Annotated in this window: 20 protein-coding genes; 7 read left to right on the forward strand and 13 right to left on the reverse strand. The window is 52.7% G+C overall.

Annotated elements, in window-relative coordinates:
- Window positions 1–100: 100 nt before the first annotated feature.
- A complete protein-coding gene (locus tag BN2762_RS08175) occupies window positions 101–1810 on the reverse strand; it encodes an ATP-binding protein (protein ID WP_055106545.1) in 1710 nt (569 codons plus the stop codon).
- 148 nt (window positions 1811–1958) lie between these two features.
- On the opposite strand from BN2762_RS08175, the gene BN2762_RS08180 reads away from it, so the two are divergent.
- Window positions 1959–3221, forward strand: coding sequence for a BaiN/RdsA family NAD(P)/FAD-dependent oxidoreductase (locus BN2762_RS08180; RefSeq protein WP_055106546.1), 1263 nt, complete (start codon window positions 1959–1961; stop codon window positions 3219–3221).
- A gap of 8 nt (window positions 3222–3229) precedes the next feature.
- On the opposite strand, the gene BN2762_RS08185 is transcribed toward BN2762_RS08180, so the two are convergent.
- On the reverse strand, window positions 3230–4486 hold the full coding sequence (locus BN2762_RS08185) for an ABC transporter permease (protein WP_055106547.1): 1257 nt from the start codon (window positions 4484–4486) through the stop codon (window positions 3230–3232).
- Between the two features lie 28 nt (window positions 4487–4514).
- Window positions 4515–5219, reverse strand: a complete 705-nt coding sequence (locus BN2762_RS08190) for an ABC transporter ATP-binding protein (protein ID WP_055109834.1) — start codon at window positions 5217–5219, stop codon at window positions 4515–4517.
- A 574-nt stretch (window positions 5220–5793) separates the two neighbouring features.
- Here BN2762_RS08190 and BN2762_RS08195 point away from each other — a divergent pair.
- Window positions 5794–6261, forward strand: a complete 468-nt coding sequence (locus tag BN2762_RS08195; protein WP_055106548.1) for a MarR family winged helix-turn-helix transcriptional regulator — start codon at window positions 5794–5796, stop codon at window positions 6259–6261.
- 85 nt (window positions 6262–6346) lie between these two features.
- Here BN2762_RS08195 and BN2762_RS08200 read toward each other — a convergent pair whose 3' ends face one another.
- The 7 genes from BN2762_RS08200 to BN2762_RS08230 form a co-directional block, all read right to left on the reverse strand.
- The gene (locus BN2762_RS08200; RefSeq protein WP_055106549.1) at window positions 6347–6691 is read right to left on the reverse strand and encodes a hypothetical protein; all 345 of its coding nucleotides are present in this window, start codon (window positions 6689–6691) and stop codon (window positions 6347–6349) included.
- 46 nt (window positions 6692–6737) lie between these two features.
- Window positions 6738–8246 (reverse strand): MDR family MFS transporter, encoded by a 1509-nt coding sequence (locus tag BN2762_RS08205; protein WP_055106550.1) that lies wholly within the window; start codon window positions 8244–8246, stop codon window positions 6738–6740.
- Between the two features lie 175 nt (window positions 8247–8421).
- Window positions 8422–9372, reverse strand: a complete 951-nt coding sequence (locus BN2762_RS08210; RefSeq protein WP_222861040.1) for an ABC transporter ATP-binding protein — start codon at window positions 9370–9372, stop codon at window positions 8422–8424.
- A complete protein-coding gene (locus BN2762_RS27570) occupies window positions 9305–9829 on the reverse strand; it encodes an energy-coupling factor ABC transporter ATP-binding protein (protein WP_055106552.1) in 525 nt (174 codons plus the stop codon). The genes BN2762_RS08210 and BN2762_RS27570 overlap by 68 nt, the downstream gene beginning before the upstream one ends.
- A 5-nt stretch (window positions 9830–9834) precedes the next feature.
- Complete coding sequence (locus BN2762_RS08220; protein WP_055109837.1) at window positions 9835–10380, reverse strand: ECF transporter S component; 546 nt, start codon at window positions 10378–10380, stop codon at window positions 9835–9837.
- A gap of 273 nt (window positions 10381–10653) precedes the next feature.
- A complete protein-coding gene (locus BN2762_RS08225; RefSeq protein ID WP_055106553.1) occupies window positions 10654–11412 on the reverse strand; it encodes an energy-coupling factor transporter transmembrane component T family protein in 759 nt (252 codons plus the stop codon).
- Window positions 11406–11981 (reverse strand): GNAT family N-acetyltransferase, encoded by a 576-nt coding sequence (locus tag BN2762_RS08230; RefSeq protein ID WP_055106554.1) that lies wholly within the window; start codon window positions 11979–11981, stop codon window positions 11406–11408. The genes BN2762_RS08225 and BN2762_RS08230 overlap by 7 nt, the downstream gene beginning before the upstream one ends.
- 187 nt (window positions 11982–12168) lie before the next feature.
- Here BN2762_RS08230 and BN2762_RS08235 point away from each other — a divergent pair, with 187 nt between their 5' ends.
- Window positions 12169–13116 (forward strand): alpha/beta hydrolase, encoded by a 948-nt coding sequence (locus BN2762_RS08235; protein ID WP_055106555.1) that lies wholly within the window; start codon window positions 12169–12171, stop codon window positions 13114–13116.
- On the opposite strand, the gene BN2762_RS28040 is transcribed toward BN2762_RS08235, so the two are convergent.
- The gene (locus BN2762_RS28040; RefSeq protein ID WP_074048599.1) at window positions 13017–13304 is read right to left on the reverse strand and encodes an aspartyl-phosphate phosphatase Spo0E family protein; all 288 of its coding nucleotides are present in this window, start codon (window positions 13302–13304) and stop codon (window positions 13017–13019) included. The two genes, BN2762_RS08235 and BN2762_RS28040, sit on opposite strands and share 100 nt — an antisense overlap.
- A gap of 174 nt (window positions 13305–13478) precedes the next feature.
- Window positions 13479–15704 carry an endonuclease MutS2 gene (locus BN2762_RS08240; RefSeq protein WP_055106556.1) on the reverse strand — a complete coding sequence of 742 codons (2226 nt, stop codon included), beginning with the start codon at window positions 15702–15704 and terminating at the stop codon, window positions 13479–13481.
- Window positions 15705–16252: 548 nt separating this feature from the next.
- Here BN2762_RS08240 and BN2762_RS08245 point away from each other — a divergent pair.
- Window positions 16253–18112, forward strand: coding sequence for an LTA synthase family protein (locus BN2762_RS08245; RefSeq protein WP_055109839.1), 1860 nt, complete (start codon window positions 16253–16255; stop codon window positions 18110–18112).
- A gap of 181 nt (window positions 18113–18293) precedes the next feature.
- Here the strand turns inward: BN2762_RS08245 and BN2762_RS08250 are convergent, their stop codons facing one another.
- Entirely contained in the window at window positions 18294–19703 is a 1410-nt protein-coding gene (locus tag BN2762_RS08250; RefSeq protein WP_055106557.1) for an MATE family efflux transporter, read from the reverse strand.
- A 302-nt stretch (window positions 19704–20005) separates the two neighbouring features.
- On the opposite strand from BN2762_RS08250, the gene BN2762_RS08255 reads away from it, so the two are divergent.
- From BN2762_RS08255 to BN2762_RS08265, 3 genes are all read left to right on the forward strand, one after another.
- Window positions 20006–20899: a helix-turn-helix transcriptional regulator gene (locus BN2762_RS08255; RefSeq protein ID WP_055106558.1), complete on the forward strand. Its 894-nt coding sequence runs from the start codon at window positions 20006–20008 to the stop codon at window positions 20897–20899.
- Between the two features lie 477 nt (window positions 20900–21376).
- The gene (locus BN2762_RS08260; protein WP_055106559.1) at window positions 21377–22237 is read left to right on the forward strand and encodes a DegV family protein; all 861 of its coding nucleotides are present in this window, start codon (window positions 21377–21379) and stop codon (window positions 22235–22237) included.
- Window positions 22238–22579: 342 nt separating this feature from the next.
- Complete coding sequence (locus BN2762_RS08265) at window positions 22580–22987, forward strand: hypothetical protein (RefSeq protein WP_055106560.1); 408 nt, start codon at window positions 22580–22582, stop codon at window positions 22985–22987.
- The last annotated feature ends 179 nt before the right edge of the window (window positions 22988–23166 follow it).

Raw genomic sequence — 23166 nt, forward strand, 5'->3', positions numbered from 1 at the left:
ACAAATTAACACAGATTTGTGACCTTTCTCTCATCTGTGCACGCTATATTTTATTATACATTCCTAAAGGAGGAAAGCAACTTTAAGTCGGACGGCTTCTCTAGCCTCGGGGCAGCGTTAAATCGGACTGGATCGGAAAATAAGATATAAACGTCGTTCCGACTCCTTCCCTGGAGGTGACGGTAATTTTGCCGCCATGCCGCTCCACGATGCTGAGGCATAACGGAAGGCCAAGGCCTGTCCCTTTTTCCTTTGTCGTGTAGAAAGGGGCGAAGAGCTTCTGCTGCTGGGCAGGAGAAATTCCGGCACCGGTATCGGCGACATACAGCTTGACCCCATCTCCCTCCAGCTCGGTACCGACCGTCAGCAGTCCCTTCTTCTCCATGGCCTCCATACCGTTCCTGGCCAGGTTGAGGATCAGCTGCTTGATTTCCTTGGCGTTCAAATACAGGAGGGGGACGCGTTCATCCAACTTGATCTCAATGCTCTGTCCGCGCAGGTTGGCGTCAGCCCACAGCAGCGGCTTGAGCTCCTCAATGATGTGATGAAGATTGCAGAGCTCCTTCGCGACGATGCGGTTCTGCGCCAAAGCGAGAAAATCGTTAATGATGCTGTTCGCCCGGTCAAGCTCCTCCATCACAATCCGATAATAATGATCGAGATCACTGGTGCTCTTCTCGCGTATAAGCTGAAGGAAGCCTCTGACGACAGCCATCGGATTGCGGATTTCATGCGTGATCCCAGCCGCCATTTGGCCGACAAGGCTTAATCGCTCCACATGGTTCAGCTCCATCCGCAGCGTCTCGAGCTCAGTGATGTCCTGCACAATGATGACTGCGCCGGTCACTTCCCTCGTACTGCCCTTGACGATCGGGGATACGCTTGTAAAGAATACTTTATCGTCTAACTGCAGCAGCTCCGTCGTCTGGGCTTCCCCCTGCAGCGTCCTTGCAACCCTTGCGGCAATCAGGTCCACATTGAAGCCGCCGCAATCCCCGCTTAGCTTCCTGCCGGTCAAATCCTCCCTGGTCGCGGAAGGAAATGCATTTCGGTATAATTGAAGAAATGTATCATTCACTGAGACAAGACAGCCTTGGCGATCCACTAAAATCATATTAAGCGGAGCGGCATCCATGATTTGCTGCAGCTTCTCCGCTTCTTCAAAATATTTGCTGGATAAATCAGCAGCCTGCCCGTGCAGCCTGCTCCTCTCGGCAGCGATCTTCATAGAGCGGCTGAACAGGCTGCTCACGATCGCCGCGGCAGCCAAATGGATCAAAACGGCCTTGACAAGAGCTTGAACTTGACCCGATTGGAGGCTGCCGGCCAATACAGGCGAGGCCACCGCCAGCATCTGCCCTGCCGCGAACCATAAAAACAGGGTTACCGCTTTTTCCTGCATCTGCATCCCCTTGAACCGCCTGAAGGATATCAAGATGAGGGGACACAGCAGCAATCCGGTTTCCACTAGCCAGCCTGTCCAAGTATAATGGACTGCGTACAAGGGAAATACGGCAGCCCGGACAATCATCGCCGCAAGGCCTGCACGCCAGCTGCCATATAATAATAATGCAAATAGGGGCATATTCCCGAAATCTAGCGGAATTTCGTCCCAGGGCGAACGAGAGAACAGGGCGCATAGCAGAATACTGGCGGCGCACAGAGCCGCCAGCGTGATAGAAGCAGCGGATTGGGGAACGGAAGAATTCGAGCCCCGTCCAAAGCTGCTCCATTTCGCAAATAACGGAAACAGAAATGCTGGCAAACCGGCTATCAAAATTTGCATCACAAACTCTTTTACTGCATCCAAGTTCTCCCTCCTCAGGCGGAAGAATACTATACTCATTTCGATTAAAGCATAGCCGACAAAGTTTTACAATATTTCATGTTTAAAGAAATAAAATAATGCGATTCTATCCGAAAAATAGGGTAAAAAGTGCAAATGAAAGGAACATCCCATGAAAAAATATGATGTGATCGTCATCGGAGGCGGGCCTTCGGGATTAATGGCCTCCATAGCCGCAGCAGAGCAAGGCGCGAGCGTAGCGCTTCTGGACAAGGGGGACAAGCTGGGACGTAAGCTGGGGATTTCCGGCGGCGGCCGCTGCAATGTAACGAATGCCAAGGAGATTGATGAGCTGATTACGTATATTCCGGGAGGAGGGCGATTTCTGCACAGCGCCTTCTCCCTGTTCAGCAATCGCGATATCATCGCATTCTTCGAGGGACTCGGCATCGCGCTCAAAGAAGAGGATAACGGGAGAATGTTTCCCGTATCCGACAAAGCCAAGACCGTGGTGAATGCTCTAATCGGCAAAGCCAAGTCGCTTGGCGTCACCCTTCTCATTCACCATCCTGTTAAGGAAATCATTTACGGCAGCGGCCGTGTAGAAGGCGTGAAGCTAAACTCAGGGGAAATGTACAAGGCTTCCGCCGTCATTGTAGCCACTGGAGGCAAATCCGTGCCGCATACCGGCTCCACCGGGGACGGCTATCCCTGGGCTGAAGCGGCGGGACACACGATTACGGAGCTGTACCCGACCGAGACGCCGATCGTGTCCAAAGAGCCGTTCATCGCAAGCCGGGAGCTTCAGGGCCTTTCGCTGCGTAATGTCAAGCTATCGCTTCTTGATCCGAAGGGAAAGAGCGTCATAGCCCATCAGGGAGATATGATCTTTACCCACTTCGGTCTATCCGGACCGATCGCCCTGCGCTGCAGCGGCTTTATCCGCGGCGTTAAGAAGAAGCACAATGTATCCCAGGTCACGATGTCCATCGATCTGTTTCCCGATAAGAAGATCGGCGGCCTAGAGCACGACATGCGCCAGCTAGCCGCAGCCGAGCCGAAAAAAGCGCTCAAAAACGTCTTTAAGGGCATCATTCCCGAGCGATTGCTCCCCCTGCTGTTTGAACGGGCCAAGCTTCCAGGCGAGACAACCTATGAGCACCTGCCTAAGGAGGGCTGGCTTGCCTGGATTCAGCTTTTGAAGAATTTCACTCTTCAGGCAAGCGGAACACGCCCGTTCGAGGAAGCCTTCGTGACGGGAGGAGGCGTGCACCTGAAGGAGATCAATCCGAAGACGATGGGCTCCAAGCTCATGCAGGGCCTGTACTTCTGCGGTGAAGTGCTGGACGTTCACGGATATACAGGAGGCTACAATATCACCGCAGCCTTTGCAACCGGCTATACGGCAGGCCATCATGCCGGAAAAAGGGAGTAAGCCTCGGCTTACTCCCTTTTTAGACGCTGTTTTATTTTCCATATCCAGGGGATAGCTATCATGAACGCAGCAGCAGGAACCGCTAAGGCGATGCCCCAAATGCGGTCGAGCAAGGATATCCCCAGTCCCCCGCTGATGATGACTACGCCGGGCAGCAGCAGAAGCCGATTGGAGGGGACGGCCGAACGAAGCTTCAGCTCCGGCTCAACCGGCAGCAGGACCAGCAGATCCTTTTCCATAAAAAGCTTTCGATACCCGTTCATCCAGTAATACAGCAAGGAGATCAGCAAAATGAACACCACGATATTCACCGGAAATGGCGGAACGGTAACCGCTACAATCCCAAGGCCTGTAAACTGGGCATACAGCACAAGCTCGCTTCCACGAAAGAAGGATTTCATCGTTGCTGCGGCAACCCTGTCCTCCGGGAGGCCGGATTTAAGCACGGGGTTGGAACGCCGGAAGAGCCACGGCCGGGCTCTTGACTTGCGGGGATTGCTTACGGCTCCGGATAGAACCATTCCCGTCAGCCTCGTCTTCTCGTACTCCTCCATGCGAATCTCCGCATCAAATTTACCTTCGGTCCGCATTCTCTTCCTGATCAGCCAGGCGGCCATCGCCCAAATGGCGATGACTAGAATGATCGATGCGGGCCAGTTCTCTTTTGGCAGAAGCGCCCCGGCAATGAATACGGCCCCCAAGACAATCGCTGCCACTAATTCCAGCAAGGCCCTTCGCCATCCCTGCGTTACAATACCGACTAAATTGCCGACCAGCATGGAAGCAGCTTTAACAGCCACCGCTGTGAGATATAGGAGCAATATTTCGATTTCATTTAAGGCATATACGCGAACAAGAACCGGCATGAGAAATACAACCGCCAGCCCCAGAAGCAGCGCCTGTGCCGCCATGCTTGCCAGGATGCCGCGGAAGATGATTCCCTTGCTCCACTCCCTGCTCTGCCTCAGGAACAGGACATCGGCCGCCTCCTGATAAGTCAGCAGGCCGCCTCCGATATAAATAATGACGTACAGCAATATGGGAATGACCGCGTATGGGAGCTGAAGCAGCCAATCCGGCAGCTCCTCGCGCCACAAGCCATAGGAGCTCCTCAGGATCACCAGCAGAGCCGGAATGCCGATATAGAACAGCACCGCTGAATCGGCCACCGAGCGTATAACGCCGAATTGCTTGCGCAGATGGTCTCTCCAGCGGCGCATGAAGTGACTGTGGATTCGACTCCGAAGTCCGCTTGTTCCAGACATGTTGTTCCTCCTCTCTCCTCCCTGCATCTTATTCAGCCAGGACGTCAAAGCAATCCAACAGCGGGGCCTCGGGCCGCCCGGCTGCAGATCGAATCTCCTCAAGCGTTCCCCGGGCAGCGATTCTCCCCTGCGAGATCATGACAAAATCATCGCAAATCCGCTCCGCCGTATCGAGCACATGCGTCGACATGAGAATTCCCGCGCCGCGCTGCCGCTCTTCCTCCAACAGTCCCAGGAAATCCTTGATTGCCCTCGGGTCCAGACCGATAAACGGTTCATCTACGATATAAATATCAGGCCGGTTCAAGAAGCCGATCATCAGCATCATTTTTTGCCGCATTCCCTTGGAGAAGCCCCCTGGCAAATGGTGCCGGACCTCCGTCATCCTGAACTTCTGCAGCAGGCGTTCGCCTTCCGCCTCCAGCTCGTTTTGCTCCAGGCCGTATACGGCAGCAGCCAAATCAAGATGCTCCCACAAGGTCAAATTTTCATAAAATACCGGATGCTCCGGAATATATGCATATTGCCCGCTGCCGTCCTTGAATCGGATGGAGGCATCCGCATAGGGGAGAAGTCCTAATATCGCCTTGATTACTGTACTCTTTCCGGCCCCGTTGGCCCCGATCAAGCCCGTCAGTTTACCTGGACGGATGGTCAAGGAGACGTTATGGATCTTGGGATTCCCAGCCTCATAGCCCGCTTCGCTGATATTAGCCTCAAGCAATGCCTTCATCGATTTTTCCACTTATACCCCTCCCTATCCCTGATCTAACTCTATCTGTTTCGTCTGTTCATATGCTGTTTGCCGTCTATTCGTATTCCATCTCGTCATATATGTTCATCCATTTATCTATGGGTCAGCCCATCTGCTCGGCCTTCATCTGTTCATCTATTCACCTCAACTGCCTGTCGGTGCTCAGCTGCCGTCTGCCCGTCCGCCCGCTGTCCATCCCTTCGTCGGCTGTCTGCCAATTCACATGTCTGTCCGCCTGCTCGACTGTCCGCCTTGCCTGAATATCAGTCTTTCTATCTAGCAGTATATACGCTGTTACTGCGGATCTGTTCCGAAAAATAACATAAAGCAAACAGACTTCAAGCACTGGAATGATATATATTTCATTCCTAATTTTTGGATAAAAAATGAACTTTTCCGTTTTTATTCAAGTTTTAAATATGAAAACCGTAAATTGTGATAAATTATATTTTTAAAAAATCTGCCGTGCCCTAACATGTGAAGTATAGAGCAAGCACATATGGATTCTACTTTCTATGACAGTATGTAAAATATAGATTAAGGCGGGATGATAATGTTGAAGACCGAGGAACGCGGAACAGATTTATCACTGCACTTGTACCGGGTATTTGCCAAGTCTTTCAAAAGTGTCAATGAGCATGCCGTAACGGGAAGCAAGATTCAGGGCTTCAATCCGACAGCCTTCGCCGTACTGGAGGTCCTCTATTACAAAGGACCGCAGCCTATTCAGCAAATCGGGGCCAAGCTGCTGCTGCAGAGCGGCAACGTAACGTATGTGATCGACAAGCTGGAGGCGGCGGGATACTTGCAGCGTCAGCCTTGCCCGCGGGACCGCCGGGTGATATTCGCCGAGCTGACCGCGAAGGGCAAGGAGCTGATGAACAAGCTGTATCCGGAATTTTCCGAACGGATTGATTACGCCCTGAGCGGCCTGAATCAGGAAGAGAAGCAGCTTATGATTACGCTGCTGAAGAAGATGGGCCGGGAGGCTGAGAAGCTGGCTCCACTCGCACGAAAATAATGAACGCGCAGATTTACGCGCAAAAGGCTGCATCCTTCCGCCGGGCGGGGGAGCAGCCTTTGTTGTATCCTGCAGCATTCGCTTCCTATTGTGGATTCGTGATGCGATGAAGCGCCTGCGCGCACTCATGAATATGCCGAACGTAGTCCTCCGTTAGATTCTGGACCTGCTCGGACTGTTCATTCACCGTCATGCCTTCACGCTCTGCATCTACCAGTTGGACCTTTACTTCCCGCCGATCCAAATAGGAGCATTGAAAGTCGAAGGAATAATCCTGCCGCCCCTCCGCATGGATATGTATCCGCAAGCCGTAAGGGTCGGCAAGATCAGCCTGAACGCTGGACGTATCGCCCGGGTTAAGATACTCCGGCAAATGCTCCTGCCAGGCCTTGACTAAAGTGCCTTGATCCACGATCCAATCCTCATTCATCGTAACACCTCCCCTTTCCTGTTAAGGTACGGAGATGGCGCCGCTTTTATACATTGGCCTTTTCCTCGCCCTCGGCTTTGGGCGCGCGGTTCCTCAGGCCAACCACCGACACCACTCCGGCAACCGAAAGTACAGCCATGACGATAAACAGCGTGTGCAAGCTGTTCTGCAGCACATGCTTCAGCTCGCTCCACAGCTCTACAGGCAGCATATGGACTTTTTCAGGCGACAGCAGATTGTTAATGTCATCCTGGGTTACCTGAATTCCGGACGGGGTTCCGGCCGCTGTCTGGGCAACGATCCGCAGATTAATGAGCGTGCCGAATACAGCCACACCGATGGTCTGTCCGATCGATTTCGTAAAGGTGTTCAGCGCATTCGATGCGCCCCGGAGACTGTAGCCGACCGATGATTGGGCGATGATCGTAAACACCGTAAAGGCCAGGCCAAAGCCGATACCGTACATGGCGTTGAACAGAAGCAGCAGATACAGTGGCGTATCCTCTGTAATAAATGCGATGCCCAGTGCCCCCATAGCAATAAAAATCATACCGATCAGGGAAGTATATCGGGAGCCTTTGCTGATAATCCAGCGCGCTCCATATACAGAACCAAGCAGCCAGCCAATCGACATCGGGGCGAGTATAAGCCCGGACATCGTCGCATTCTTGCCCAGCACCCCCTGAACCCATAGGGGTAAATAAGAGGTTAGGCCGATCAGCAGGGCGCTGCCCAACAGACTGGCAATATTGGAATAAGCAATATCCCTGATTTTGAACAATTTAAGAGGTACCAGCGGCTCCTCCGCCCGATTCTCCACGATGAAAAACAATATAAGCGACAGAACAGCCGTGGCCAAAATAGCCAACAGCCACGGAGACGTCCATGCCAACTGCTGCCCGCCCAGAGCGAGGCCGAACAACAGAGCTGTAACCCCGATCGTAAAGGTAACTGCGCCGCCAATATCGATTTTTACCTTCCGCTTCTCGATGTTCTCCTGAAGGAATTTCATGATAAACAACAGCGATAAGAGGCCGAACGGCACATTAAAGCCGAATACCCAGCGCCAGTTAAAGTAATCGACAACGTACCCGCCTAGCAGCGGGCCAACGAGCGAGGAAATTCCCCACACCGAGCTGATCAAGGCCTGAACCTTGGCTCTCTCCTCGATCGAATAGATATCGCCGATAATCGTAAACGTGACTGGAATCAGCGCACCGGCTCCGATCCCCTGCACCGCACGGAACATGATCAGCTGTTCCATGCTTTGCGAGAGCCCGGATAGCAATGATCCCGCTAAAAATAACAAAGATCCGATAATGAAGACGGGCTTTCTACCGTAGAGATCGCTCATTTTGCCGAATATCGGAGTGGAGACGGCCATTGTCAGCAGATAGGCGGTAAATACCCAGCTCAGCAGGGCTACCCCGCCCAAATCGCCGACAATACGCGGTCCTGCCGGGCCGATGACGGTCCCTTCAATGGCTGCGAGGAACGTCGATAGCAATAAGCCGGCCAGAATATAATTTCTTTTTAATGACTTATTCAAAGAGATGACTTCCTTTCTAATGACTTCCTAATCTAGGACTTGGCAACTCAGGCTCATGCCGCATTCCAACCTGATCGCCGCAAAGAACCCATTATCGGAGATAAGCTGTATGCAGCCCTTCCGAATGAAAGTCTGTAAGCTAATAGTATAAAGGAAGCCTATATAAAAAGGAAGAAGCAGGCTACAGCTGCAGCCTGCCCTGATCCATCGTCCAGATCGATAAATCCTCGCCCGCAAAGCACTCGGGCTCATGGGTAATGATCATTATGGACGCCCCTTCGGCCACTGCCCGCCGGCACAGCGCAGCAAGCGCCCCAGCGCCCTTATAGTCCGCTCCGGCAGTGGGCTCATCCAGAATATAAAGCTTCTTCGGCAGCATCATGGCAGCAGCGGCGCTGAGAAGGCGCTTCTCCCCGCCGCTGAGCAGATACGGGGAGTCCTGTGCGCGCCCGGCAAGCCCGATGCCCTTCAGCAGCTCTTCGGCTCGCAAGCTGACCCCCTGCGGCAGCGGCTCCCCCGGCTTGAGTCGCAATTGAAACCGCGGTCCGTACAGAAGCTCCTCCAACACCGTATCGGCCACGAACTGATGCTCCGGCTGCTGAAAGACATAACCTATTTCGGCGGCGAGATCATACAGCTTGAGCTTCGAAGCATCCTTCCCCTCCCACCATACAGTTCCGCGCGGTGGAGACAGCAAGCCCATAAGCAGCCTGGACAATGTCGTCTTGCCTGAGCCGTTCTCCCCGCAGAGCAAGCGCCATTCGCCCGTGCCTAGCGTCAAGTTCACATTATGCAGCACCGCCGGGCCGGATTTGCCATAAGCAAAGGTCAGGCCCTGGATTCGGAGCAGCGGGGACGATGCGTCCTGCGCCCTCGAAGGCGAAGATGCCCGCGGGGACTCTGCGGCACGTACATCCGAGGGCGAAGACGACTGCAGAGATTGCGCGGCATGTACGCCCAAGGGTGAAGACGACTGCAGGGATTGCGCGGCATGTACGCCCGAGGGTGAAGACGACTGCGGGGACCCTGCGGCATGGGCAGGTGCAGTACGCTGCTGCTCCCGCTTACTCAGCGCTGGCTGCCCTGCCTGCGGCACAGCCGCAGGCTCGGCCGGAGCTGAGGCAGGCAGCACCGCCTGACAGCGAATGGACGCTGTCAGGCCGCCGCTCCGCAAGATCCACCGCGGCAAGCGCGTCCGTGACCCGCTCTTCGATCGCAGCCACCTCAAGGCACAGATTCTCGGGGCCAAAGGCAACCTCGTCCTCTACCCGCCCCTGCACAAGCTGCGCATCAGGGTCCTGGAACAGAACGCCGATGCGCTGCACCACCTCGGCAATCGAGGCTTCGGCCGGGTCAAGCCCGTCCACGCGCAGAATCCCTTCGCGAATGCCGCCGCCGGATCGCGGCAGATAACCGCTCAGCAGCTGGGCAATCGTCGATTTGCCGCTTCCGCTGTGCCCGGTAACCGCAACCCATTCCCCGGCGCGGACAGCAAACGTAATATGCTCTACCGCCGGGCTCTCGTCCGGCTCATATCGAAAGGTGACGTCCTGCAAATCCAATACCGTACTCGGCATCGTCGCTACCAAACCGATCAGCCCCTGCTGCTAACGGCAAAGCGCCGGAGCAAGCCGCTGCGGGCCAAGGCGTCTCCCAGCAGCTTGGTCAGCAAGCCGCACAGTACCACGCCGCTGATCGTACGGACAACGAGGGCAATCAGCAGAATGTTCGTTCCCCATACCATGTAGCCGTACATTTGCGCAGCCACAAAGAACCAGATCGGCACCATGGCGCCTCCAGCCAGCAGCATTACCGGCCAGCCCCAATTCCGGTATTTGAAAATAGCGAAGATCAGCTCCGCAATGACCATATAGCATGCCGCCGCGGCAAAGCATGAAGCGAGCCCATAGGCCGTTCCCATGAAGGATTGGACAACTGCACCAATGCTATATGTAATGACCGCAGTCCCGGGTTTACGAATGATGTAATAAGCAAGAAGCCCGTAAATCATATACAGCCCGGTGATCGTAGAGGTCAAGATCGGCCCTCCAATGCTGTTCAGCGCCTGATTGACAGGAGACAAGTATACCGTCATCACCGCATTCGCCGCGGCCAGCATCGCCATCAACACGATATCCATCGTCGTAAAAGCCGTAAAGATCGTTCTTGCTGCATTCCCTTTGTTCACTGTTATCTTCCTTTCACACCAATTGTTAACCACGTATATGAATTTAGGTTAACAATTAGAATTCGTCAAGACCTTTTTTAAAAATTTAGCAAAATATATCGAGCCTACCGCGCATCTCATCGAGTGAACTTTCAAAGGACCGCAGAGCAGAGCCTTTCCTTAATCCCAATGAAATCTAGGGCTGCCTGTGGTACGTCTTTTTTTAAAAACATCCATCGGCGTTTCTTAGATCAGCATAAGGAACGCCAATGAAACGACACTCATCACGGAGATGGCATAGCCGCTTGCACCCATCCTAACTTCACGGAGATAGCTTCGGCTGCCATAGGCTCCAAACCCCTTGGCATCCATCGCTCCGGCGGTTTGCTGCACACGGCGAATGGCCCCGGCAAAGATCGAGAACAACTGGCTGCGCCACATTTGCAGGCGTTCACCGATGCCCCGGGGAGCACGTCCACCGCGAATTCGGCGTGCGGCACCGGATATTTTGGCCTCGGCCTCCAGCAGCGGCAGGAACGTTAGCGCCATCGACACCCCGAACAGGAAACGGTAAGGCAGCTTCAGACGCTGTGCCATAATAGCGATGAAATCCTTGGCGTCCGTAGATTCGATATAAATGATCGATGACAGGAACAAGACCATCATTCGCAGAGTAATCGCTGCCCCATGCATTACACCGCCTTCCGTGACCGGAACCGGACCTATGCTGAAATACATTTTCCCTTCCGCTGCCGATATGGAGGTCAGCACAAACAGCGGCAAACCGAAGCCTGCGATAAACAGCATACGCCGCCAAAGCCGGGCCGCGCCCATCCCAGCACCGGCCAAAGCCGCCGCCAGGACGAACAGCAGCATCGCCGCCTGCGGGAGCAGCCGATCGGTGCTCATCGCAAAAATAGCCAGACAGAACAGAGCGATCAGCTTGCTGAGCGGATCAAGGCGCTGTAACGGAAATCTATGGTCTTTGCCATTTAGTATCACCATGCTTTCCCTCCCGCATAATATTCTTGCCTCAGCAGCGAGAACATCAACAAATCGACGAATCCATCCTCGGTTTTCTGATACTGCCGAAGCAGGCCTTCTTCGGTGAACTCAAAAGACTGCAGCAGTCTTCTGGAAGCGGAATTACGAGGATCCACCAGCGCTTCGATCCGATTCAAGCCTATCGTCTGATAACCGTACGACAGCAGCATCCGCATCGCCTCGGACATATATCCGAACCCCCAATACTCCCGGCCGAGATCGTAGCCGATCTCCCCGCGGTAAGCGCCGGACAGCTCCCAGACGTTGAAGCCGCAGCTGCCGATCAGCTGCCCATCCTCCTTCAGCTCGATGCCCCAGCGCAAGGCGTCTTCGCTTTCCGACAACCCGTTGAGCAATTGAATCATTTCGAGCGTATCCTCCACCGAAGCAAACGGCGGAATGTTCATGTATTTAACAACCTCGGGATCGCTCCAAATCTGGAACATCCGCTCCGCATCCGACCGTTCCATTCTTCTCAGGCGGAGCCGCTCGCTTTCAATAACCGGTATTTGCCCCTCGCATTTGTACAATTTGCACTACTCCTTTCATAGCCCGTATATAGCTAATCACAAACAGGCAGAACGAGTCAAAGATAAATTATAACCTCTCATTTTGCAAACAAATTTAAAGCTTCTTCGATTTTCTTCGCCCGATTCCGGTGATACTATAGTTACAAAAAAGAACAAACCTGGAAGGAATACAGGAGGATGCCTGCCCATGATTTACACCGTATTAGTTGTAATCCTATTGGTGGTAATGCTGGCTGCCAGTCTCTTGACGCGATTCGGCTTTCGCCAAATTACCCAAATGAAGCTGCAGACGTACGAGAATATATTTAATTACCTGGAGAAAACGGGAATCTACTCACGGGAGCGGTTCGAAATGCTCGAAAAAAAGGAAGTGAAGGTCACTTCCAAGGACGGCCTGTCCTTGAGCGGCTATGTTCTCGACACCTGCCCCGACTCCAAGCAATGGGTCATTATCGTGCACGGCTATACCGTATCCTTGCATGTCTCCGCCCAATACGTGGATTTGTTCCAGCGGGAGGGGTTTAACATCCTGCTCATTGACCAGCGACGGCATGGCAACAGCGAAGGGAAATACACGACCTACGGCTATTTCGAAAAATATGATGTCGAGGCATGGGTCAACTGGCTGCTGGACAATTACGGCACCGATATCACGATCGGCCTGCACGGTCAATCCTTTGGCGGAGGAACCGTTCTTGAATACCTGGCCATCGCCCATCCGAACGTGAAATTCGTGATTGCGGATTGCCCGTATTCCGATTTGACAGAGCTGATGCGCTATCAGCTAAGCGTGCTAAATAAAATCCCCGCCTTTCCGCTCCTCTCCCTGATTGACAGGCAGCTGGAACGGAAGGCGGGGTTCAGACTAAAGCAGGTAAGTCCGCTCAAAGCGGTCGAGCAGAGCACTTTACCCGTTATGTTTGTGCATGGCACAGAGGACCGTTATGTACCTACTCATATGAGCAAAGATCTCTATGAGCATAAGCCGGAGCCTAAAAAATTGCTGCTCGTGGACGGTGCGGAACATGCCGACGCCTACAGCGTTGATCCGAAACGGTATTCAGAGGAGGTACACTCCTTTATCCGTGAAGCGCTCGGCACTCCGGACGCAAAGTCCTGCTTGCCAAGCATTTGATTCTGAGCTTGTACGATATATTTATCGAGACGCTGACTTAATTCCAGCACCGTCTTACTGCTAAAGTTGCTGCTTCCAGCAGCATTCATTAATTCTGATCGCAGGTTTTCGATGGTGTTCATCAGTTCCCCGCTAACTTTGGGGCGATTGGCGGTCCGGCCCATGCTATTTAGTGCCTTGTAAGCCATAAGTTCACCTTCTCTCTACTGGTCTACCCCATCATAACCCATGATGACAAAAAACATATTTTGAAAAAAAGAAAAATATTAACAGTATTTGTCGATCTTTAGGAGAAGATGAAGGCCAGGGGATACTTTGTCCCCTGGCCTTTTTTCCGCTTAATCATCCCTATCGTCTACTCGTTAATAATCGTCGGGCCTGTGAATAATCTCCAATCCCTCCACATGCCGCTTTCGCATCAGCTTGCTTTTCTTCCGGTTCTCTTTGGTCTCGAATACGATATCCATATCGTAATCCTCGGGATACAGTTCATCCTTCTTGATGTAAGGCTTCAAGCGCTTCCTGTTCACTTTGCATTTTTGCTTTTGAATCATAACGCCGACCTGTCCCCGGTGATCCTCGGCCGCGAAGACGATGCCAATTTTGCCGTAAGAGGTCACCCATACGGCATCTCCCACTTCAAATACAGGAGCCCGCGTCTTCTTATCCTCGGCAGCATCCGAAGCGGGGGCATAATTTGCGCCGCGAATTTCATCGGCTCCAGCTCCGGAACCTTTGGCAGCCTCAGGGCGCTCGGCATTCGCATGGGATCGCTGCCCATCGGCATCAAGATGCTTTGCGTCTGATTCAGGGTGATCCTCTCTTGCGTCTAAGAGCTTCACATCTGATCCAGAGGGCTCCCCTTTGGCATCAAAAAGCTTTGTGTCTGATTCGGGGTGATCCTCTTTTGCGTCGAGCAACCTCGCGTTTGTCCCGGTTTGGCCCCCTCTTCCCTCGGAAAGCTTCGCACCTGCCTCAGAGCACTTCTCACCTTCTTCGAAGCTCTGACCAGACGGCCGCAGTTCCGAAGCGCTTAGCTTCGGCTCTGCTGATGCACTGCCTGCTTGCCGGGTAACGATTTCCCTCGAGCGCTCAATAATGGCCGGATAGATCCCCAGCTTGCTTGCGATTTCAATCGCATAGCTTTGGCCGGCCTCGCCGATCGTCAAGCGATACAGTGGCATCAGCGTCTCCGGATCAAACTCCATCCGGGCATTCTGAAAGCCCTCCGTATGCGAAGCGAACGTCTTCAGCTCATTAAAATGAGTCGTCACCATGACGGTCGCCCCTCTGCGGCCCAGTTCCTCCAGAATCGCCATCGATAAGGCAATGCCCTCTCCCGGATCGGTTCCTGCGGCCAGTTCATCGATCAGAAGCAGCGTATTCGGATCCGCCTCTTGAATCATATGGACTAGACTCCTGATTTGCGCGGAGAAGGTGCTCAAGGACTGCTCCAGATTCTGTCCATCGCCGATGACAGCCATAACGCGGTTGTAAATCGCGAACCTGCTGCCCGGATCAACAGGAACAAGCAGGCCAGACTGCACCATTAGGGCAAGCAGGCCGAAGGTTTTCAGCACGACGGTTTTCCCGCCCGTATTCGGCCCGGTAATAATAAGCGTCCTGTAGGCGGAGCCGATCTCCAAATTCAGCGGCACCATCGTTTGCAGAAGATGTGGATGCCGGGCCCCCCTGACTCTGCTAACGCCGTCCCCACTGATCTGTACCGCCACTCCACCGATGGCCGCGGCGTATTTAGCTTTGGCAAAAATGAAGTCATAGGTGCCGGTAATTTCGATATTTTGCGAGAGCTCATAAGCCTCCTTCTCCACCAGCTCCGATAAATAACTGAGTATTTTGGCCTCCTCACGCGCCTCGTCACCGGCCAGCATCTCCAGCTCGCCCTGCAGCGCCGCGATCTCATCCGGCTCTACAAACACCGTCTGTCCGCTCGTGGAGTGATCCAGCGTTCTTCCCTTCACCTGCTTGTAGTAGTCCTTCTTCACAGGAATTACGTATCTACCTCCCCGCATACTGACCAAATTTTCCTGCAGAATGGAAGCATGTCTGGACATGATCGCCTGCAGCTTCTTCTGAATCTTCTCCTTGAGCATCGTCATCCTCCGCCGGATTCGATCGAGATCACGGCTCGCTCCATCCACGATGACGCCATGGCGAATACAGCGCAGAATCTCCTGCTGGAGCTGCGGCAGCTCGTACAGGGATGCTGCATACATGCCGATCCGTGGAGCAAGCCCCTCTTTGGCCGCCATATACTTCTTCAGTTGTCCGCAGCTGTACAGAAATGTCTGAATAGCGGTAAAATCCTTCTCGGCAAACATATATCCTGTACCAAGCAGGGATATAACGGAATCAATCCCCTCCAGGGATGGCAGCGGGACGCTAGCTCCCGCCGAGAGCAGGGCCTTCGCTTCTGCTGTCTCCTCAATCGCCTGCTCGATCTGCGTTCTCCGTTCCAGCGGCGCCAGCTTCTGAACCCGTAATCGTCCTTCGTAGGATACCGCATAGCTGGCCAGCTTCTCCTTTATGCTGTCATACTCCAGCATGCCAAGTGTAAATTGTTCCATTTTAGTTACAACCTCCATTTCCTTCCTAATTCTTTTTTTGTACAACAAAAAAAGGGCGTAAGAATGCACATAGCGCATCCTTAGCCCTTGTATTCCTCGGCTGTAAGTTTATTCAGAATCAAAAAAGCCGTGCTGAACGACAGCACGGCTCCATGTTCTGGATAACACAAACAGCAAAATAAGGCGCTGTATGATGTCCTGCGTGTTCTTAACTAAATTCGCAGACTGTAATTTGGGTGCACGAAGCCAAGCGCGTGTTGCGGCAGCAACGGCACTTTTCCCGTTCAGATTACAGTCTATATGGAATTCATTAGTTAAGAACGACCACCAACATCAAAATCTCTCCCTTTTTCGAGGTTACATCTAATTTAACAGCTATTATAGCCTCTAGTCAATGGCCAACTGCTTTCAGCGAAGTTTTCATCTGCCTGGAATATGAGGTATTATATTAGAGGATTTATATACTTATGTTAACAGAGTGTAAGCGGCAGGCAGCCGGCCTTGCGCTCTGTCTATATTTTGAAAGGAAGGGAACAAAGGTGTCCTTAATGCAACGAATCCGTCGAATCCATACGAAGCCGTTTGTTTTTTTCTCCATCATCATGATTCTGAAAATCTATATCGCCTGGCTCGCCATTTTCGATGGGGCACAGCCCTGGGGACCGCTGCTGAAGGAAATTCCGTTTATCTGGGTCACGTTCTCGCTGATCGAGTGGTTCTCGTCCAAGCGTAAGATCGGCATTTATCTCGTCGTAAACCTTATCATAACAGCCGTGTTATTCGCGGCTATTATGTACTATAAATATTACGGCGTCATCGTTACTTATCATGCGCTGCAGCAGGTTAATCAGGTTACTGCGGTCAAGAACAGCGTCTTCTCCCTGCTTGATCCTTACTATCTGTTTATTTTTCTGGATATCGTGCTGCTCGGCTTCTGGCTGATGCGTAAAAAACGAGCCCACAAGCTCAAAAGCTTCTTCAACCTGAATCAGGTTCGGGGAAGCGTGGCCGCCGTCATCTTTGCGGTCTCCTTTGCCCTCTGCATCTTCAACATTTGGCCGAACCGGGCCAGCATGAACGAAATCAAGCAGGCTGAGCAAATGGGGATCCTCAACTATGAGACTTACGCCATTTTTAAAAGCAAGGAACCTGAACTGACTGACAAGAAGGAAATCACGCAAGCGAAAATAGACCAAATCAAAGGCATTGCCGCTCCGCTCGCGGAGCCCGTCCATTTTGGAGCGGCTCAGGGCAAGAACGTCATCATCATCCAAATGGAGTCTTTCCAGAATTTCCTGATCGATTTCAAGGTCGACGGCAAGGAAGTGACTCCGACGATGAACGAGCTCGCCCGGGACAATATTTATTTCAAGCATTTCTACCAAATGGTCGGCCAGGGCAACACTTCCGATGCTGAATTCGTCGTGAATACCTCCTTCTACATTCCTTATAACGAGGCAGCTACGCAAAATTATGCTTCCAAGCAGCTCCCGAGCCTGCCGAAGCTGCTCAAGGCCCAGGGGTATGATACGGCCACCTTCCATACCAATGTCGTGGACTTCTGGAATCGCCGCGCACTGTACGAGGCGCTGGGCTTCGACCGCTTCTACGATAAAACGTTCTTCGGAAGCGAGGATACTGTCTTCTTCGGTCCTTCCGATGAGGTGCTGTATAAGAAAACGATCGATGAGCTTCAGAAGATGCATGATGCGGACCGTCCTTTCTACGCTCATGTGCTGTCGATGACGGCGCACCATCCGTTCACCCTGCCGGAGGAGAAGCGGTTGTTCCCGCTCCCTGAGCGCTATCAGGACAATATGGTCGGCGATTATATCCAGGCGCAGAATTACGCGGATCATGCCCTTGGCGAGTTTATCGAGGACCTGAAGCAGCGGGGCATTTGGGATGACAGCATCATCATGATCTACGGTGACCATCTCGGCCTGCCGATGTACTCCCTGGACAAACGCGGCTTGGAGCTAATGAAGGAAATTTACGGCAGGGAATACAGCTATATCGACATGATTAACATTCCGCTCATCATTTCAGCGCCGAACGGCTCCGGTCCCGCGGTTATGGACACGATCGGCGGCCAGGTCGACGTACTGCCGACCTTGGCGAATTTGCTGGGGATTTCACTCGATCAGCACATCCACTTCGGCCAGGATCTATTCAACCAGGAATACAATCTGCTGCCGCAGCGCTATTATTTGCCTTCGGGCTCATTCCTGAACGACAAGGCCTTGTTCGTGCCTGGAATCGAGTATCAGGACGGCATTCACTTTCCGTATGACGGAGCTCAAGCGGCGTATAATCTATCCACGCAAACCGAGTATGACCGCGCGCTGCAGCTGCTGCACCTCTCGGACAGCTACGTGCGTCAGCTTCCGGATCTGCCTGTTGAATAATTTAGGAACAAGCGGACGCAGCACCCGTTCATAGCATGAGGAGTAATCGAGACGAACAAATAGAAATAAGCGGCGCACATGATGTGCGCCGCTTATTTTATTGCTGAGGATGTCGTCCTCCCCATCAGCTTTCAGGACAGACCCTATTGTATGAAAGGATATACTTGTAGCATCGACTGCTTTAAGCTTCGACGTACCCTCCAGCGTTCCGAAGCGTTCCGCCTGTATTCATGCGGCCCTGAAGCTCCGCCTCCTTCTTGCGGAGGAACTTCCGGTTGCGCCAGCGGACGTAGCAGAAGATGCCCCGGATATATTCATCCGCGATCATACAGCTGTATATGGCAACAATTCCCCAGCCGGCCGAGATCCCCAGGACATAGGAGCAGCCGGTAGCTACGATCCACATAACCGTCAGGGAGACGTACATAGTGTATCTCGTATCCCCTACCGCATTCAGCGCGTTCCCCAGCGTCATATTCAAGACTTTGGCAGGCTGCAGCGCCAAATTCAGCCAGAGCAGCGATCCGCAAATGAGCAGTATCCCTTCATCCTGTGTAAACAAGCCCAGAACCTGCTTGCCGAAGACGACAAGGAGCCAAGTGTTGATGATAACCAGGGGCAAGCCTGCCGACAGCGAGCGATAAACCGCTTTATAGGCCTCCTTTGTCCGGCCTGCGCCGTATAGATGGGCAATCTGTATCTGCACGGCAAGCGCCAGCGAGAAGCCGAGCAGGAAGCAGAAGGTTTCCAGAGTGCTCATATACGTTCTTGCCGCCAGCTCCATGGAGCCGAGCGTAGCGATGAAGGAGTAAATAACGAGCTGCGAGAATACCCAGCTCCCCGAATTGACGCCGAGCGGCCAGCCGATCACGAGCACTTCCTTGAACAGCCTGCGGTCAAACAAGGATATATCGCGAATGCCGATTCTCCGCTGGAAGGCGCCCAGAAACATAATAAGCAGCATCACCGTCGCCAGCAGCCGGCTCGTCACCGTAGAAATCGCCACCCCAGTCAAGCCCAGCTGTGGAAAGCCAAGCTCCCCGAAAATAAAGCCATAGTTCATCACGATATGGATAATGTTCATCGCTACTGCGATATACATCGGTCCCTTCGTGTTGCCGGTGTTGCGGATCGCCGTGCTGAGCGCAGACATGAGCGCGGTCAGGATCATGCCTCCGCCGACGATCGAAATATACGTCACGGCCAGCGGCATCAGCTCTTCAGGCAGCTGGAGCATTCTGGCGATCGGTCCAGGCACCGCCACAAGCAGCAGGCTAAGCCCGAGCCCGATCAGTGCGGTCACTTTTACCGAAATAACGGCCACCGTCCGGGCCTCCTCCTCTTGCCGCGAGCCCAGCTTCTGGGCAATGACGATCCCCGCGCCGCTTGCGACAGTAGCGAACAGCGTCGTCAGCGCGTTAAAAAGCTGATTGGAGAAGCCGACGACCGCGACGGCATCGTCCGAGATGCGGCTGACCATCAGTGTATCGACCGCGCCAAGCAGAAATTGCAGGAACATTTCAATAAAGATCGGCCAGGTAAGTATCCATAGGCCGAATTTATCTTTCTCTCTACTCCGTATTTTTTTCATTATTACAACCTCCAATATGGCGGAGATGCTATCTACCATCCGTAATATAACTTTCAAGAGTCCGTTATCCAGGTCTTTGTATCGACAACAAGCCGGGGACGCGCTCCAAGCTGGGGCTGGCTTCCAGCATCGGCGTTTTTCCAGGAGAAATTCATGAGGCAAGTGCCTGATCATCAACCTTTTCAACTAACTTTTTAGCATGTGTCACATTATAGATGGTATATTGGAATGGATGTATCACTCAACCAACTGAATCTTTAACTTTTCAAACCTGAGTGGATTTGTTTTAGGAGGTAGTTCGCATGTCTGTCATTCAATTTACGGTTCCTCCCCTGCCCCACTATATCGCCAGCGGCTTATCCCTGCTCAGTGCGGGTCAAAAGCATCCCAGCCGCCAGAATATCGATGTGTTCGATTTGCTCGTGGTCAATAAAGGCTGCCTGTACATGGGCGAGGAGGGGCAGAACTACGAGGTTAGCGAGGGCCATGCGCTCATTTTGCGGCCGGACAGCTACCACTACGCGGTAGCCGACTGCAAGGAGGATACGCTGTATCATTGGGTTCATTTTCAGACGGCCTCCAGCTGGTCGGTCGAAACGGAGAGATGCGGCGAGCATTTCTGCTCGGGTGACGATCGCCCGGGTTATATGCCGGCATCAGCTTTTTCGACGTGGACGTTCAGCGTGCCTGTCCCCCAATTTACGAGAGTCGTACAGCCGCAGAAGCTGAGTGACACCATTACAGAGCTGACCGATCTGAATAGGAGCCTGCATATCCCCGGCGCCAAGCTGCGCCAGCAGACGCTCTTCCAGGAAGTGATTTCGCTGCTGTCTGCTTCTCTGGGCATGAACGGCCCTTCCCCGCAATCGATTTGCGCGGAACGCGCCGCCTCCTATCTGAGGGAGCATTATAGGGAGCAGTTCTCGGCCAAGCGGCTCGGCGAAAGCATCAACTTCCATCCAGTCTATATCGCCCGCTGCATGCAGAAGGTATTCGGCTGTTCGCCGGCCGCCTACCTGCAGCGTTATCGTATCGAACAATCCAAGCTGCTCCTCCTGCAGAGCAACTACACGGTAGAACGGATCGCCGAGGAGGTCGGGTTCAACCATCCCGCCTATTTTACGGCCAGCTTTACCAAAATAGAGGGGCTCTCTCCCCGGAAGTATCGTCAGCGCTTTGCCTGGATCAAACATTGATTGCGCTTGCGGCTATCGTCGATGGTTACCTGCAATACGGCTGGCTTCGACGGTGGTCAATTGCTACTGCAATATGGCTGGCTTCGACGGTGGTCGATGGTTACCTGCAATACGGCTGGCTTCGACGATGATCAATTGCTACTGTAATAATGGCTGCTATCGACAATAGACAATTGCTACTGCAACAATGGCTGGCTTCGACGGTGGTCAATTGCTACTGCAATAATGGCCGCTTTCAACAATGGACAATTGCTACTGCAGTAATGGCCGCTTGTCATTGACAGCTTACGATAAGGAACACTTGCCATGCTTGCCGCTTGACACTGCTCGATTGTGATAATGAACATTTGCGACATGTTCAATTGCGACAAAATGTGACACTATTCTTTGCTATAGCAGTTCAACTCTACTATAATTTATTTAGGTCTACTGATATATTTCATTTTATGACCAAAACCTTTTACTGGGGGAAATGCGTTGACACAGGTTAAAATATTCGCGGACAGTATTTCTGACGTACCGAACTCTTGGATCGAACAGCATGATATCGGTATCGTTCCGCTATATGTCGTGTTCGGTGAAACCGCTTATAAGGACAAACTCGAAATCACCACGACCGACATTTACAGCAGGGTGGATGAATATGGCGAGCTGCCCCGGACGGCAGCTCCTTCACCGGCCGATTTTGCTGCAGCCTTTGCGCCCTGCATTGAGCAAGGACAGGACATCGTATTCATCAGCATGTCCTCCAAGCTCTCTTCCACCTATCAGAACGCGCTTATTGCTGCGGAGGAGTTCCCGTCGGGCCGCATCAGAGTCGTCGACTCCATGCATGTATCCGGCGGCATCGCTCTACTCGTCCTTAAGGCGGCTTTGGCCGCTAAGGACGGCGCCAGTCCGCAGCAGATCGTCGAGCTCGTAGAGGAATGGCGAGAGCGTGTTGAAATGGAAGTACTTGTGGACAGTCTTGATTATTTGCACAGGGGCGGACGAGTCTCCAGCGTTCAGCATATGATCGGCAGCCTGCTAAAGATTCGCCCCGTGCTGAAAATCAAAGACGGCTTCGTCATTTCCGCCGATAAATATAGAGGCAAAACAGAAAAGGCTGCCCAGCGGATGCTGCAGCAGCTTATCGACAATTTTCATAAGATCGATCGGGATTTGGTCATTGTGGCTCAGACGCTCGCCGAGAAAGCTGCTGATTATATCCGCTCGGCGCTGCTGGAGCAGACAGATGTTAAGGATGTGGCTGTTATCGAAGGCGGCTGCGCCATTTCCTGCCACTGCGGCCCGCGTACCGTCGCTATCATGTACATGCGCAAAGCTGTGCAGGCCTAGTCTCTTTCCGGCACTGCAGAAAGCTAAAGGATTTTTTGATTCTTGATTTTATGGGCTCGCTTGACGGGCTTGACGGGCTTGACGGGCTTGATGGGCTTTGACCGTGCCTTCGTTCAAGCATGGATAGCCCATGGTGTTACTTGATAGTTCAAATGTGTAGATAGGCCGCTTTTTTCCCGGATTTGGCAGGGTGCCCCGGCAAAAAGCGGTCTTTTTGCTATAATAGTACTCAAAGCGCAGCTAATCGACACTGCATATGGAAACTTTCCGAGCAAATACTACGTAGTATCTCATATTAATGCATTTGTATGGCTAACGCATGTCACCGGAGGTGAAGAGAGAATGAAACGAGGGTATATTCGCACCATCTCAGCTGCATTCGCAGCGGTACTATTAATCGGATTATTGGGTAATTCGCGCGCCAATGCAGGATATTTCGATGATTTTCTCAAAGGCGTTAAAGTGCTGTCCGAGCTCCCGAACGATGTAAATGAAATTAAGGAGAACTATCAGGTTACTCTGGACAAGCTGGAGGAAGCTCAAGGTACGCTGGAGGCCTACCGTGAGGAGAACGAGAAGCTTATGGCGAGCAATAGGGAGCTGGCCGCTACCGTATCCGCTTTGACCGAAGCCCAGGAAATCCGCGACGCCAAAGCCCGCAAAACACGGATCATGTTGATTACGGGCGCCGCTCTTCTTGCAGGTTATTTCATTCTCCTTCGCGTGATTCGCGTTGTGTTGCGGAGGTAACTTCCCAGAGAGTACCGAGTTGGCAGTGCTCGGGAGATGCATTGTTTTATGTTCAAAAAGAGCGAGAACGGATGCTGATTTAGCGATCTATGAGGTTGTAATTTTGTAAAATCTTGCAGTTGAGAAACGCGGTTCTGAGAGGCTGGGTGTCCGGTTGCAGGACTGCTTAAGCTTGGTTT

The sequence above is a fragment of the Paenibacillus ihumii genome (genome assembly GCF_001403875.1).
Lineage (GTDB): Bacteria > Bacillota > Bacilli > Paenibacillales > Paenibacillaceae > Fontibacillus > Fontibacillus ihumii.

Coding starts and splice junctions, on each gene's coding strand:
- BN2762_RS08240 (WP_055106556.1), bottom strand. CDS start 15,704: ATGGAACAATTTACACTTGGCATGCTGGAGTATGACAGCATAAAGGAG.
- BN2762_RS08225 (WP_055106553.1), bottom strand. CDS start 11,412: ATGGTGATACTAAATGGCAAAGACCATAGATTTCCGTTACAGCGCCTT.
- BN2762_RS08185 (WP_055106547.1), bottom strand. CDS start 4,486: ATGTCTGGAACAAGCGGACTTCGGAGTCGAATCCACAGTCACTTCATG.
- BN2762_RS28040 (WP_074048599.1), bottom strand. CDS start 13,304: ATGGCTTACAAGGCACTAAATAGCATGGGCCGGACCGCCAATCGCCCC.
- BN2762_RS08255 (WP_055106558.1), top strand. CDS start 20,006: ATGTCTGTCATTCAATTTACGGTTCCTCCCCTGCCCCACTATATCGCC.
- BN2762_RS08190 (WP_055109834.1), bottom strand. CDS start 5,219: ATGAAGGCATTGCTTGAGGCTAATATCAGCGAAGCGGGCTATGAGGCT.
- BN2762_RS08180 (WP_055106546.1), top strand. CDS start 1,959: ATGAAAAAATATGATGTGATCGTCATCGGAGGCGGGCCTTCGGGATTA.
- BN2762_RS08265 (WP_055106560.1), top strand. CDS start 22,580: ATGAAACGAGGGTATATTCGCACCATCTCAGCTGCATTCGCAGCGGTA.
- BN2762_RS08200 (WP_055106549.1), bottom strand. CDS start 6,691: ATGAATGAGGATTGGATCGTGGATCAAGGCACTTTAGTCAAGGCCTGG.
- BN2762_RS08250 (WP_055106557.1), bottom strand. CDS start 19,703: ATGAAAAAAATACGGAGTAGAGAGAAAGATAAATTCGGCCTATGGATA.
- BN2762_RS08245 (WP_055109839.1), top strand. CDS start 16,253: ATGCAACGAATCCGTCGAATCCATACGAAGCCGTTTGTTTTTTTCTCC.
- BN2762_RS08235 (WP_055106555.1), top strand. CDS start 12,169: ATGATTTACACCGTATTAGTTGTAATCCTATTGGTGGTAATGCTGGCT.
- BN2762_RS08195 (WP_055106548.1), top strand. CDS start 5,794: ATGTTGAAGACCGAGGAACGCGGAACAGATTTATCACTGCACTTGTAC.
- BN2762_RS08220 (WP_055109837.1), bottom strand. CDS start 10,380: ATGGATATCGTGTTGATGGCGATGCTGGCCGCGGCGAATGCGGTGATG.